This window comes from Paraburkholderia sp. RL18-085-BIA-A, assembly GCF_046027075.1.
GTDB lineage: Bacteria > Pseudomonadota > Gammaproteobacteria > Burkholderiales > Burkholderiaceae > Paraburkholderia.
In genome coordinates this window covers 1-12,633 of record NZ_JARESU010000189.1, presented here as the reverse complement: position 1 = coordinate 12,633, position 12,633 = coordinate 1, and the positions used below count along the sequence as shown (strand labels likewise).

17 protein-coding genes are annotated in these 12,633 nt (G+C 59.5%); 7 read left to right on the top strand and 10 right to left on the bottom strand.

Annotated elements, in window-relative coordinates; all coding sequences use genetic code 11:
* Window positions 1-136: 136 nt before the first annotated feature.
* Window positions 137-1,252, bottom strand: coding sequence for a GGDEF domain-containing protein (locus tag P0D89_RS47235; protein ID WP_408361790.1), 1,116 nt, complete (start codon window positions 1,250-1,252; stop codon window positions 137-139).
* A gap of 269 nt (window positions 1,253-1,521) precedes the next feature.
* Between P0D89_RS47235 and P0D89_RS47230 the strand changes: the two genes are divergently transcribed.
* Window positions 1,522-1,779: a DUF2866 domain-containing protein gene (locus tag P0D89_RS47230; protein WP_408361791.1), complete on the top strand. Its 258-nt coding sequence runs from the start codon at window positions 1,522-1,524 to the stop codon at window positions 1,777-1,779.
* 30 nt (window positions 1,780-1,809) lie between these two features.
* On the opposite strand, the gene P0D89_RS47225 is transcribed toward P0D89_RS47230, so the two are convergent.
* Window positions 1,810-2,457 carry a 2-hydroxychromene-2-carboxylate isomerase gene (locus P0D89_RS47225; protein WP_408378928.1) on the bottom strand — a complete coding sequence of 216 codons (648 nt, stop codon included), beginning with the start codon at window positions 2,455-2,457 and terminating at the stop codon, window positions 1,810-1,812.
* Between the two features lie 530 nt (window positions 2,458-2,987).
* Between P0D89_RS47225 and P0D89_RS47220 the strand changes: the two genes are divergently transcribed.
* Complete coding sequence (locus tag P0D89_RS47220) at window positions 2,988-3,152, top strand: hypothetical protein (protein ID WP_408378926.1); 165 nt, start codon at window positions 2,988-2,990, stop codon at window positions 3,150-3,152.
* 53 nt (window positions 3,153-3,205) lie between these two features.
* On the opposite strand, the gene P0D89_RS47215 is transcribed toward P0D89_RS47220, so the two are convergent.
* Entirely contained in the window at window positions 3,206-3,838 is a 633-nt protein-coding gene (locus P0D89_RS47215; RefSeq protein WP_408361794.1) for a LysE family translocator, read from the bottom strand.
* 255 nt (window positions 3,839-4,093) lie between these two features.
* Here P0D89_RS47215 and P0D89_RS47210 point away from each other — a divergent pair, with 255 nt between their 5' ends.
* The 4 genes from P0D89_RS47210 (at window position 4,094) to P0D89_RS47195 (ending at window position 6,403) form a co-directional block, all read left to right on the top strand.
* Complete coding sequence (locus tag P0D89_RS47210) at window positions 4,094-4,678, top strand: IMPACT family protein (RefSeq protein ID WP_408361795.1); 585 nt, start codon at window positions 4,094-4,096, stop codon at window positions 4,676-4,678.
* 234 nt (window positions 4,679-4,912) lie between these two features.
* Window positions 4,913-5,455: a hypothetical protein gene (locus tag P0D89_RS47205; protein ID WP_408361796.1), complete on the top strand. Its 543-nt coding sequence runs from the start codon at window positions 4,913-4,915 to the stop codon at window positions 5,453-5,455.
* 134 nt (window positions 5,456-5,589) lie between these two features.
* Entirely contained in the window at window positions 5,590-6,210 is a 621-nt protein-coding gene (locus P0D89_RS47200) for a LysE family translocator (RefSeq protein ID WP_408361797.1), read from the top strand.
* A gap of 7 nt (window positions 6,211-6,217) precedes the next feature.
* Window positions 6,218-6,403 carry a hypothetical protein gene (locus P0D89_RS47195; protein ID WP_408361798.1) on the top strand — a complete coding sequence of 62 codons (186 nt, stop codon included), beginning with the start codon at window positions 6,218-6,220 and terminating at the stop codon, window positions 6,401-6,403.
* A gap of 8 nt (window positions 6,404-6,411) precedes the next feature.
* Here P0D89_RS47195 and P0D89_RS47190 read toward each other — a convergent pair whose 3' ends face one another.
* From P0D89_RS47190 to P0D89_RS47165, 6 genes are read right to left on the bottom strand one after another with little or no spacing between them, the layout of a single operon-like run.
* Window positions 6,412-7,398 carry a cellulase family glycosylhydrolase gene (locus P0D89_RS47190; protein ID WP_408361799.1) on the bottom strand — a complete coding sequence of 329 codons (987 nt, stop codon included), beginning with the start codon at window positions 7,396-7,398 and terminating at the stop codon, window positions 6,412-6,414.
* Between the two features lie 44 nt (window positions 7,399-7,442).
* Window positions 7,443-8,453, bottom strand: coding sequence for a hypothetical protein (locus P0D89_RS47185; RefSeq protein WP_408378923.1), 1,011 nt, complete (start codon window positions 8,451-8,453; stop codon window positions 7,443-7,445).
* Between the two features lie 43 nt (window positions 8,454-8,496).
* Complete coding sequence (locus P0D89_RS47180) at window positions 8,497-9,783, bottom strand: lipopolysaccharide biosynthesis protein (RefSeq protein ID WP_408378920.1); 1,287 nt, start codon at window positions 9,781-9,783, stop codon at window positions 8,497-8,499.
* Window positions 9,784-9,795: 12 nt separating this feature from the next.
* On the bottom strand, window positions 9,796-10,119 hold the full coding sequence (locus P0D89_RS47175) for a hypothetical protein (RefSeq protein ID WP_408361802.1): 324 nt from the start codon (window positions 10,117-10,119) through the stop codon (window positions 9,796-9,798).
* A gap of 43 nt (window positions 10,120-10,162) precedes the next feature.
* A complete protein-coding gene (locus P0D89_RS47170; RefSeq protein WP_408361803.1) occupies window positions 10,163-10,948 on the bottom strand; it encodes a polysaccharide pyruvyl transferase family protein in 786 nt (261 codons plus the stop codon).
* Window positions 10,948-12,009 (bottom strand): glycosyltransferase, encoded by a 1,062-nt coding sequence (locus tag P0D89_RS47165; protein ID WP_408378931.1) that lies wholly within the window; start codon window positions 12,007-12,009, stop codon window positions 10,948-10,950. The genes P0D89_RS47170 and P0D89_RS47165 overlap by 1 nt, the downstream gene beginning before the upstream one ends.
* Between P0D89_RS47165 and P0D89_RS47160 the strand changes: the two genes are divergently transcribed.
* Window positions 11,980-12,180, top strand: coding sequence for a hypothetical protein (locus tag P0D89_RS47160; protein ID WP_408361862.1), 201 nt, complete (start codon window positions 11,980-11,982; stop codon window positions 12,178-12,180). The genes P0D89_RS47165 and P0D89_RS47160 overlap by 30 nt on opposite strands.
* A gap of 2 nt (window positions 12,181-12,182) precedes the next feature.
* Here P0D89_RS47160 and P0D89_RS47155 read toward each other — a convergent pair.
* On the bottom strand, window positions 12,183-12,633 hold a 451-nt coding region (locus P0D89_RS47155), incomplete at its 5' end, for a tyrosine-protein kinase family protein (protein ID WP_408378917.1).

Genomic DNA, 12,633 nt, shown 5'->3' with positions numbered 1-12,633 from the left:
ATCCAAAAACCCCCCACCAACACGCCGCCCCCTTCACCGGGGGCCTAGGCGCGTGCCGGGTGGCGCCCCCACCCGCCAACGCTTGAATTTACCGGTGGCGCTTCGTGGCCAATCAGCGGTAAATCAGCGGCCAAAATCAGCGTGCCGCTTCATCGCTGCCCGCTTTCACCAGCGCCTCGATGCGATTGCGACCATTGTGTTTGGCCTGATACATCGCACGATCGGCTTCCTCCATCATCGCGCGACCGAGCGAAACCGCGTCGGCTGGCGTAGTGCCTGCCATGCGCGCCGCGACGCCGATCGACACGGTCAACGCAATGCGTTCGCCTCGATCGTCCTGCGGATCCAGTCTTTCGACCGCCAGCCGCGCACGCTCAGCGACGGTTAGCGCATCGGCCCGATCGCCTTGCACCAATGCGGCGAACTCCTCGCCGCCGTAGCGCGCGACGATATCGCCCAGCCGCACCTGCTGCCGCACGCAGGCCGCCACCGCCGCCAATGCGCGGTCGCCGGTCTGGTGACCACACATATCGTTGATGCGTTTGAAGCTGTCGATATCAATGAAAAGACACGATACCGGCACGCCATGACGCGCCGCGCGCATCAGTGCCTCGCGCAGTCGCTCGTCGAAATAGCGGCGATTGGCGAGGCCCGTCAGCGAGTCGGTCATGCCGAGCTGCTTGAGCCGCTCGCGATGCCCGACGTTGTCGAGACTCGCGGTCACGATGTTCGCGAAGCGCTCCAGAATGTCGGTGGCCATGCCGTCGCCGAAACGAGACGGGTCGTCACTGCCTAGGCACAGGTAGCCGCTGACGGTGTCGCCCGCCGCCAGCGGCAGCAGGATCGCGCTCGCCGTCGTGCGCGCGTCGCCGAAGAATGCACGGCGCGCGCCATCGTCCGGCTCCCTCGGCCTGCCAAGCCATGGCCGGCCCTCTTCGCATAGACGTTGCGCGGCGAGTCCGCCCTCGCGCGAAGTCTTCAGGCCCGGATGATCGAGCGCCCGCAACGCAATCGGCTCGAGTAGTTCGAGCAACATCGGCGCGCGGTATTCGAGCCACAGGGTCACGCTCGTCAGCGAGAATTCCTGCGGCAGATGATTGAACAGAATGTCGAGAAACGACGTGAAATCCTGCGCGCCGATCAAACGCAGCTCGACGTTCTGGAAGCGACGCAATGTGCGCTCGTTGTGTTGCACGGTGTCGACTAGCGAGCGAAGCCGGTCGGAGAGCGGCGTTTGGGCGAGATTCGTCACGTTATGAGGATTGCGAGCCCGAAGGCGAAGCGGGGTAGCGGCCCCAACGGTTGTAATAACGGCCAATCCAGCGAGGTCTTGAGAGCCGGAACGCAGCGCAGGCCTTTGCCGGCCCTTTCGCCGCCTCTTAAGTTTGGCTTAATTCTTCCCTGCAACCATGGCGCACACCATCCCCTGTTGGGCCGCCAGAACATCGGCGGCACTTTTTTAAGGGATATCGACGACGCGCCTAAAGACGAGCTGCATGCCCGCTAAGAAGGAGTGAAACCATGGTTGAAGAGACAGTATTCGAGCATCTGCGCGCCATGCCCGGCAACGATTGGGCTCGCCAGATCCACTCGTGCAAGGTCTCGGACCCGCTGCAGCCGCCTTGGGGACGTTCGTACCGGCTCGTCGAATGGACCATGAAGCACACCCCCGAATCCAGCCGCCGGGTTGTCCCCGCGGAGAGCACACCGCTCGAAATCGCTCAGGCCGTCGTCTCACATGTGCCCGGCCGCCGTTTCTGCCAGCACGGCGACGAGTAATATTCACCGACATCCCGCTCACGGATTGCGCTAGCCGCGCGATGCGGCCAACGCGCAATACTCCAGCGCATCGTCCAGCCGGTCATTGCCCCAGAACATTTCACCGCCGACAAAAAACGTCGGCGCGCCGAAGATCCCTTTGGCCGCGGCCATGCTGGTCTGCTCGCGCAGGCGCAGTTTGTTCGCTTCGCCTTGCGCGTCAGCGATGATCTGCTGCGCGGACACGCCGAGTTCGTCGAGCGCTTCTTTCACTACCTCTGCTGAACCGATGTCACGGTCGTCGGCGAAATTCAGTTGCATGATCTTGCGGCAGTAGGCGGCTATCCACGGCTGATCCGCGCCTAGTAACGCCACGCGCATCGCCAGCAGCGCGGCACGTGGGAAGACAGTGGGACGTGTGAGCGCGAGACCGTACTTACGGCATTGGCGTTCCATGTCCTTCCACACGTATGCGCCCTTCTTCTGCTGCAACACGAACGGCGAATTGTCGAAGCCGAGGTCGCGAAACACGGGGCCCAGCAGGAACGGGCGCCAAAGAATCCGCACGCCGTGCGATGCCGCCTGCGCATCGATGCGCATCACGCTGAGGTAGCTGTAATTGCTGCCGAAGTCGAACCAGAATTCGATTTCCGATATCGGTGCAAACGTGTTTGCAGTTGATAACACCGCGCCAATCATGGCCGCCTCTGGATCATATGCGCCCTACTCGGCCATTCGCTGCCGCCGATGCACTACGCGTTTGCAATGCTTAACAAGTGCGCGGGACCGTTCTGCCTATGATGGGCCCATCCCCACGCCACGTAGACTGTCGCGCCATGAGCTATCCGCACGACACGCTCACTGCCACCTGTCTTTTCATCATCGCAGTTTTCTCGTTCGTCCTGCTCACGTCGTCGTGGCCTCACTGAGGCTCGCGTTCGCAGCCGTTGGCGAAAACTCGCCGACACGCTTGACATGATTTCGTCAAAAGACGGGATCCACTGTACATATATACAGCAATCTTCGTCTGATCAATGCCCATTCCGCTCTTCGACCCACCCGCGCTCGCCGAATTGCGCGCCTCGTGGCGCTCGCGCGACGAGCAAGCCATGGGGCGGCTCATCCTCGAGATCCACCGGCAGCGGGCTCAAGCTGCTGGAACTGCGCAATGTGAGCGATAGCGGACCCGTGTGGCGAACCGCGCGCTGGTCGAACGCGGCGAACCGTTGATGACGCTGCGCATCAGACTTGTGCAGGAAGTATCGCGGGTCGACGATATCGACGACACCCAGCTAATGCGCCGCGCCGAACAGGAAAAACTCGCTGTTCGGACTCAAAGTCAAATGGACTATGCGCGCGAAGGGCGACTGAGACGGCAGCGCCGCAACATCTAACCAGAGCGCCACTACATTCGCCCGTCGCGGCGCAAGGCGCTCGCGCGGACCGGTTAGCGCGTTTGCGTAGCCACGCGTAGACCGAGCGAAATGAACAGCACGCCGATAATCTTGTTCTGCCAGCGAGTCAGCCACGTCAAACGCTTGACGAGTTTGCCCAGCGGGCCGATGGTCAACACCAGCACCGTTGTGTAAAGCGCGCTCATGCCGACGAAGATCAATCCTAGCGTGATGAGCTGCGCAAACGTGGAACCGTGTTCGGGACGCACGAACTGCGGCAGAAACGCGAGGAAAAAGAGGGCTGTCTTCGGATTCAACACTTCCGCGGGAATCGCCTGAAAGAACGCTTTCGAGGCCGATACCGGCGCGATCGCCGGCATCTGCGGGCTGCTCGCCGGCTTTTTTTCGCGCAACGCGCGAACTCCCAGATAGATGAGATAGGCGGCGCCGACAAGTTTCACCGCGTTGAATGCGAGCGCGGAGGTCATCAGCAACGCCGAAAGGCCGACCGCCGCGCCCAGCGTGTGCATGAAATCGCCGGCGGCAATACCCAGGCCGGTGAGAATGCCGGCCTTACGTCCGCCATGCACGGTGCGCGTCAAAACCAGCAACACGGCCGGGCCCGGAATCAGAAAAAGCCCGAGCACCACAGCAACGAAAGTCCCCAACGTGGATAGGTCAAGCATGTCGTCTCCTTTTCGACGCGCCGCATTCAATGGACTCGCGCGCGTTCAGCCAAGATTGTAGACGAACGCGTAGACTTCGATCCGCACGTGGCGCGCCCATATCATGCCGCGATGAAACAACGCACTGAGCCGACAAAAAAACGCAGCGCCCAAGCAAGGCATAAGTGAGGTGCGGGTGATGCGGCAGCGATCCGTTACCATGATGAGCTGGAGCCGCTCGCGGCCTGCACTTTTTCATCCACTGAAGTCCTTGCCTTGCCCACCTACACCTTGCCCGCGGCGTTGAGCGCTGAACTCGAGATCCGCAAGAGCCGCTTCATCGCCTTTGCAATACCAGTGGCCGACCGCGATGCCGCAATGGCCGAGTTGCGGCGGCTGCGCGATGAACATCCTGGCGCGACGCATGTATGCTGGGCGCTGCTCGCCGGTGGCCAGTCCGGCATGTCCGACGACGGCGAACCATCCGGCACCGCAGGCCGGCCAATTCTCGAAGTGCTGCGGCACCACGATCTGGATGGCGTGCTGGCCGCCGTCGTGCGTTATTACGGCGGCGTGAAGCTCGGCGCCGGTGGTCTGGTGCGCGCGTACACCGATGCAATCGCTTCCGCTTTGCTGGACGCACCGCGAATCGAAAGGATTGCTCAAGTTTCGCTGAGCGTCGAAGTGAGCTACGCCGACGAGGCCAAAGTGCGCCGATGGATAGATGCGCAAGGCTATGCGCTCGTGGATAGCGCCTATGGAATGCTGGTGAAGATGACGATCCGGTTACCCGTCAACGCGCTCGACGATGCGCAGCGAGCGCTGGTGGATATGACGCAAGGCAAGGCAGGATTCATTTGAGTAAGCGGGAGAATCTGCTCGCGCGCCGCTGGAATTCGACCCGGGCCTCGATCAGGACGCCCATGGGCCCGGCTCGCTGTTACCATGCTGTTCTCTGCAGGGTTGACTCCATTGAAAAGGGCTACGCCTCTGACCTCGACTGCCGCTTTTTCCAGCACAGCGCCTAAGTCGCCGCAACCGGGCCTGCTTTTGCCGCGCTCGACCAGCGCCGCGCGCTCGCCGTTGAGCTCCACCATGCTCAAGGGCTGCAGCACTGTCGCGCTGCCGTTGCTGCTGTCCGCGTGCTCATGGTCGTGGTTCGGCCTGAACAGCAGCGCGCCGCGCGCGAGCGCGCATCCTACCGGCTGGCTCAGCGTGGCTCCGACGCAAGACTTCGCCTACATGCCGGCTCGCAGCGGACACGTTTCGCCGAATCGCATCGAAAACACCGCGATGACCGGCATCGTCCTCAAAGACGATGTCGCCGAAACGGTGCGCAACAGCGTCGCGCACTGTTTGCAGATTGCGGGCTTTCACATCGAAGGCGGCAAGCGGGTGCTCAGCGGCACCATCGAAACGTTCACCGTCGACGACACGCGGTCGCCGGCGTTCTGGACGTTGAAGATGCGCTACGTGGTCACCGATACCGCTACTCGCACAGTCGTGTTCTCGACCACGAAGACAGTGAAACAGAAGTCGCCGAAATTCACCAACAGCGTGATCGCGATTGAAGATACGGTGAAGCTGAGCGTCGATGCGTTGATTGGCGATCCGGGCTTTGTCAAGGCCGTGAATTAAGCGCACCTGCAAAACGCGCCGGTGTTGGTGCTGGCGATGTTGCGACAGGCGCCGTTCGCTACAATCCGGTTAGACGTGTCGCGCGGTGTTGCCGCGCGATTCTTCAGAATCCTACGTTCACGGCGCAAGTCATCATGTCCATCACCGCCTGGCTATTCTTTTTGCCCGCCTGCTTCGCGATCAACCTCGCACCCGGGCCCAACAATCTTCTGTCGATCAACGTGGCGGCGCGTCACGGTTTCATGACGGCATTTGTCGGCGGCACGGGCCGGCTGGTCGCATTCGCAATGATGCTGGTGCTCGCCGCAACCGGACTCGCTGTCGTGTTGCACGCGTCGGAGTGGTTCTTTCTGGCGATCAAACTGGCCGGTGCCGCGTATCTGATCTGGCTGGCCATCCAGCTATGGCGCAGCGATGCGCCGGCAATCGACACCTCGCAACCGCCGGACGCTTCGCTCGGGCGAATCGCAAGGCAAGAGTTTCTCGTGGCCGCGGGCAACCCGAAAGCGATTCTGGTCTTCACCGCGTTCCTGCCGCAATTCGTCGATGTCGCGAAGCCGATACTGCCGCAGTTCGCGGTGCTCGGCGCGAGCTTTCTCGTGCTCGAGTGGGTGGCGGTCGCGCTGTATTCGTGGGCGGGGATGCATCTCGGGAAATGGCTGGTGCGCGCGAAGGTTCGGCGGTGGTTCAATCGCGTTTGCGGCGGGTTTCTGGCGGCGATCGGGGTGAGTTTTTTGCTGGTGAGGCGAGGATGAGGGAGGCATGCGGGAGAAGCACCGGCAGCTTACGCGTCATGGCCCGTTTGCGCTACGAATGAATCGAGTTAAACATTCCATCACCACGGCGCTCGCCTTCGCAGTCGGTGAAGCGCTGATCTGCGTCATGCTAGTGATCGCACTCGTCTGCAAGCTGACAGAACGGATTGGCAAAGCGCGGCCGCCGCACTGAGCAGCCAATCACCTCCTACGCAACGCTGTCAACGTAGCATTGAGCGCAGCCTTTTGTGCACCGGACGCATTCACCAGACCAAAATTGCGTTCGCGGACATTCTTGCCGTTCACAGTGTCCTGCCATTCGTAGATCGAAAGCAGGGGCGTCATCATCGAATCGCGTTTCATAAGAAATGCTTGAATGTCCGCAGCTTGACCGGCGATCCCGCCCTTGCCGCCAGACGAAACGCCCCACTCCGAGATAAGTACCGGCAGGCCGTATCGCAAAAGAACGTACCTGGAAGCGTCTTGAATCTGTTGTGCGCTCATTCCATAAGCATGGTAAGACACGGCGTCGATGCAATGGTCTGGCGACGATCGAAGGCTCTGCAATAGCTTGTCCGAACGCGATCCAGATGCGGGCGCCGTCGCGAAGCCGAACCCGACGACTTTGATCGATCCGCGAAGGACTTTCAGTCCCGCGCATACCGCCTGCATGTAGACTGGAAATGTCGTCTCGACATTGCCCGTAGGCCAATAGATAGGCAAGTCCGGTTCATTCCATAGTTCGACGGCAAGCACATTGCCCCCATAAACATCGACCAGATTGCTGATCGCGCGGACCAGTTGTGCTGCGGCATCACGTAGTTGCGCGTTGTAGGCTGCCTCATCCGACGAAGATTGTGCGAGAGGAACCGTAGAACGCACCGTGAGGAGGACTGGTAAGCCCGCCTCCTGGGCCGACGCAAACGCGTCGGCTACCTGCCTTTGATATTCAGCTGTCTGCATTGCATTTACCCACACCCCAAAACGAACGAAGCTAAATCCGGCCGCGCTTATGCGATCCGCCATTGTCGATGTGAAGCGTTCAATCTTGACCTGGATCCCCACCTTTGGGGGCTTTCGGCTATCCGCAATCCAATGTCTGAAGTCTTGCGCGTGCATCTGCACGGACACGATGAGCATGCACAAGGCGAGCACACCTTGCTTAGACAGCTGCTGGATTGAAATCATGTTTCATTAACCGGACGACATCGGAGGCCAATTGAACTGAAGTTTCAGTCCAACAATGCAAACCCGAGCGAGCGACGAGTTTGAGATCCCAAGTAATTCAACCGCCACGCGTAAAAGAGCGCCACGCTTGCGAGGTGCCGGATGTAACTTCCCAGATCCGGCTCGAATAGCATCGAAACGGCCACGTGCCCGATTATCAGGCAGGCGAATACGTCCATGACGCCCGTGTCGACACCCGTCAGACGTTCAGGCTTTCGGCTGAACACCGACCAGGCTGTGATCCAGACAAACACCTCCATCACGAACTCTTTTGGTCCGGGATAAAACAGAACAGGAATGTTCAGCCTTAGGATCGCGTAAACATAGTCGACACAGAATGCCGTAAACGAGATCGGTTCGAGCGGGTTGTAAAAGCCCGTGCGCGCGCCGTAGGGGGAACCCGCAATCAGGTAATCCACTGCCATATCACGTGGATGCATGAGTGCGAAATACGTTGCAACGGGCAAAACGTAGACGCTGATCAAAGCCGCGAGAATCAAGACCACTTTCAGCCGTAGGGACGCCACGCGAAATATCCAGACACCCAGGCCAATTGCCAGGATCAATATAAAGTAGATACGCACGGTCAACGCGTACCCTACGTAAAGCACAACAGCAGTGACCATGAGGTACCGTATCCCCCACCTGCGTCCGATTAAAACGAGTACGATCGACATCAGGACAACCAGCGTATCCTTGCTTGCCACGAACAAGTTGAAGAACACACACGGCGCGATTAACACCGTATTTAGCAGCAAGCCGCCAAGCCGCTTCGAGTATCCGATCATAAGCCAGATGAACACGGCGCCGACAATCGCCACAAACAGATTGCTTCCGATACCGCCAAGCGCGGAATAGAACTTCGCAACTGCGTCGAAAGAGCTGTCCTGATACGTGCTCGATCCACTTACCTGCGACTGAATCTTGTCCGAATCACGAAAAACGAACTCGGGCAGGAAAGAGCCGGTTTTCCAATACATCGTCACATACAGCAAGATCGCAAGACTGGCGAACAACCGGACGGCGCCTTTGCTAAGTCGCGGGCCGGCGTTAAGAACTTTACGAAGCACGACGGGTGTCCCCATTCAGCAAAGGCGTTGACCCCACGGCACGCGTGCGCATGACAATAAAGACCAATATCGCCACAATTCCCGTACTCGCGGCCAGATGCGCAAGTGCCGCCCCGATTTCGCCTAGCCTGGAGATCAGTACCCATTCAACGGGAATGCTGACAGCTGCCGCGAAAATAATCGCGACGGCGACTTGCTTACCCAGACGCAAAGCGATCGCTCCCACCCAACACACGTCTGCGATCGACCTGAGCACGAATGAGACAAGCAGGATGAACAGCATTCTGAATTCATGGCTGCCGGCTGGTTCGTGCGCCAACCGGAAAATAGGCTTGTGAGCCATCAGAATCACGCCAGCAAGAAATGTGACAACGGCGCTCGACAGCAATGAACGTCCCAATGTCGACCAATAACGGTTGTCACCCGCGCTCAAAGAGCGCACCAGCCGCGGTCCGGCGGTCACGACAATCGTGGCGTAGGCGATCGTCTGAATGGAGTTCGATACCGACCACGCAAACACATAGCCACCCAGCGTGTCGGCGGAAAGCACGTTGCTCGCAAGAAATCGCTCACCATATTGCAATCCGGAAAGCACGATTGTGGATAAAAAGAACGGCAAACCTTCTATCCATACCGAGCGAAAACTATCCATCCTCCGCTCAGCATGAGGGCCCCAGCCCAATCCCAATTCACGGCTCCGACGCGACAGACACCAGCATGCGGCGGCGACGGCAACTACGTTCGTCCCGTACCACAGCGCGAAGACCGCCTCAACGGAATCAACTACGCCAGTAACCAGTCCAATAATCGCCGCAGCAGCCCACGCGCCGGTGCGGATGAAAAGCAGAAGTGCGCCTTCGCCATGCCGGTGCAGCGAAAATATATAGGATGTCGTCTCAAGTCCGGCATGCTCGGAAAAGGCCACTAGCATCACGCCCCAGAGAATGCCGGGCGTGATCCGACTAAACGCGCTGAAGGCAGCGCTTTCGTACACGATCATCACGACGGCGGCGATCACCGCATACACGGCGCAATACAGAAGGAGTAATCGGCGCGCGCCATAAATGGCGTCAGCGGGGTTCGCCAGGCTCAGCCGCCGGTTGATTTCAGCGCTGAACCCTAGTCCGAGGAATTTGGACGCCACGACGGATATCGCGAGCGCCAAACCATAGTCAGCCACGGCGGCAAGGCCGAGCGTACGTGTCACGATGATCGTCAGCGCGAATTTCAGCGCTAGCGATACGCAACGAAGCGCAATGCGAGCGAGCACATGCATAACTGGTCCTCGCTACGCGCTTCGGGCGGCCCGGAGCGCGGCGAGGATACGATCCCGGCCCGTGCGGATCCGTTCAAACCCCGAACAGGCATTCGCCCAGAAATCGCGAATCGCATCCGGGGCCAGGATAGTCGCGGCAACCTCATCGGCGTCAAAGTCCGCCGCATTGGCGACCCAACGGTTTAATCCGAGATCCGCATACGCGGCGAAGCCTTTGCGTTCGTAGCTAAGGTGATAAGAAGGAACGCCGTTTAGCAAGGACTCGAGCGAACCATGCAGACGAACGGACACCACGACGTCCGGCGTATCCGCGATCAACAGTTCTTTTAGCGGCACAAGATCGGCGCTAATGCCGATGCTCCGGTAGTAAGAGAGGTCGTCATTGCCTCGGCCCGTACTCTGGACCGCAAAGCTGATTCGACAAGTCTGGCCCAGCCGTCGACTGTCGCGTTGCCGCCTCATATCGCTCGCGCTGCCGTGCCGTCCAACTCGGCGCCTTGCGCAGCACAAAGGCTACATGCGTCACTTTTGGGGTGGCCTTCTCTGCGCGCCTCATGATCTCCACACTGTGCCGCTCGAAGTTCAGGACTGCCAGATCAGGGGCGCGCTGGGTGTTCGGGTTCTCGGCGAGGAACGCAGCTGAGCGATCGTCCCTAACGAATACGGCTGAAAACGTTCCTAACATTCCCACGAGCCGTGAACGCAAAGGCTCTGCCGGCATTGCCGGTCCAATGCTTTGCGGCAGATACAAAACCGGTTTGCCCGAAACACACGCCGCGCGCATCTGAAGCAGATGACCTGCTTCGAGCTTGACTACCTCCTTGCAGTTGCGCGCGCGCAAATAACCCCCGCCTACGGCGACCACAAGGTCCGCCGAATCCAGGGTCCGCAATAACTCGCGCGCCCGACCGTTGCTTCCGATGGGAAGTATTAAACCCGCTGCTGCTTCTGCAACACGAGCAAAGCCGCTGTCCGCAAGAACCGGCGCCGGATAGACGTCGCGGTATTGGGAAAATGAAGCTGGATCGGCTGCGATGATCGATATGCGCGTCGTGTCCCCCAACGCCAATTTCAGAAGATTGATTGAAAGATCGACGAGCAACCCGTCGCCCGAGTTTTTGGAACTGTATGCGTGGAGCAGGACCACATGCGTGTGCCCGGCCATCAAACGGCCTCCGCAAGCAAACGTCTGTAAAGATCTACGGTCCGTCGGACCATGGTGGCAACGGAGAAACGCTCGGTGGCTCGCTTGCAATTGCGGCTCATACGTCCGCGCAACTCCTCGTCCTGCGCAAGCGCGGCCGTCGCTTCCGAGAAAACTGCTGTGTCATCTTCATTTGGAACAACGAAGCCGATCTGTTCCGCCTCGATCAATTCGGCTGCGCCGGAGACCCTCGTCGATATGATCGGGACACCGGCCGACAACGCCTCAAGAACGACATACGGAAAACCTTCGTAACGACTGGGAAGCGCGAAGATATCAAAGGCGGAGAAATAGCAGCGTGCATTGGGAATCAGGCCGAGCACACGTAAATTCGCAGGAGCAGCTTGTTGGTTCAAGCCTGCAACCGCCGCAAAGTCCCCGGGACCGATCAAGGCAAAAATGACGTTATCAATTCCGTCGTCGAGTAGACGCTGTGCGACCCGCGCGAGCCGGTCAACCCCTTTCTGGAAGTCAAGCCGCCCGACGAAACCGACAATGACAGCATCAAGCGGCAGACCCAAGGCGGCGCGCGCTTCAGCAGCCGGTAATAGCGCCGGTGCGGGCACGCCATTGAAAATCGTCTCGATACGATGCGCGGGAATTCGAAGCGCATGCTGCAAATGTTTCGCTTCGTCGATAGACACGGCGATGACGCGATCGCTCCGGATACGGCCCAGGAAATGTTCGATCAGTCCATAGAAGCGCCGTTGCGCTCGCGGCAAATAGGGATTGAGCGTGTAGACAGCATGCGCCGTGTAGACCTGCTTCCACGGCCCGATGCACAGCCGCGCGAGCGCCCCTGCCTTTGAACTGTGGCTATGAACGATGTCCGGCTTGATCCTGTTCAGCAAGCCGAACAATCGCGCGAACGCGACCATGTCTGAACTGCCGACCGCGCGCTGCATCGGCACCCAGTGAACGTTGCCGCATTGCGCGAGTATGTTGTCGCTGATGATAGTTTTGTCGAAACGCGCTCCACTCGGAACCACGAGATGAATGTCGACGCCGCCCAGAGCACACAGACCCTGAATCAGGTCGGCGATATGAACAGCGACGCCACCGCCCGCCGCTTCAACGACGAGTGCAACCCGGATGACCGGTATTTGCGTGCTTCGGCAAGCCGGTTGGAATGCTGGAGGTTTACCGATGCTAACCGGCCGCGACTGTTCGTCGATATCTGTCGTCCTGTTTAGCATCATCGCGCTCGCCCAAGGCGATCAATCACTTGGCGCCATCGCGACGCCTGCTCGGGACGCTTCTCATCGTAGTCGTATTGCACGTATCGGTAAGCGCCGCTTTTACGGCCGTAGGACAGCCTTGCGGATTTTGGATTGACGCCGTTCAGAAGCGCGCCGGTGACGGTGCTTCTGGCCCGCGCAAACTGTTTCACGGACTCCGCCAGTTCCGCAACGCGTGTAACACCCGCCCTCGCAACGAGCAGCACTGTCCCGCAATGTGCCGCAAGCATCACAGCGTCGGTTACAGCCAGGACCGGCGGCGAGTCGAAGATAACGAAGTCGTAGTCTCGCGCTTTCGACGCGAGAAACTGTCCCACGCGTTCATGCATTAGCAACTCGCCGGTGTTCGGCGGTAACTCTCCCGTGGAAATAAAGTCGAGATTGGGGACCACATTACGATGAATCACC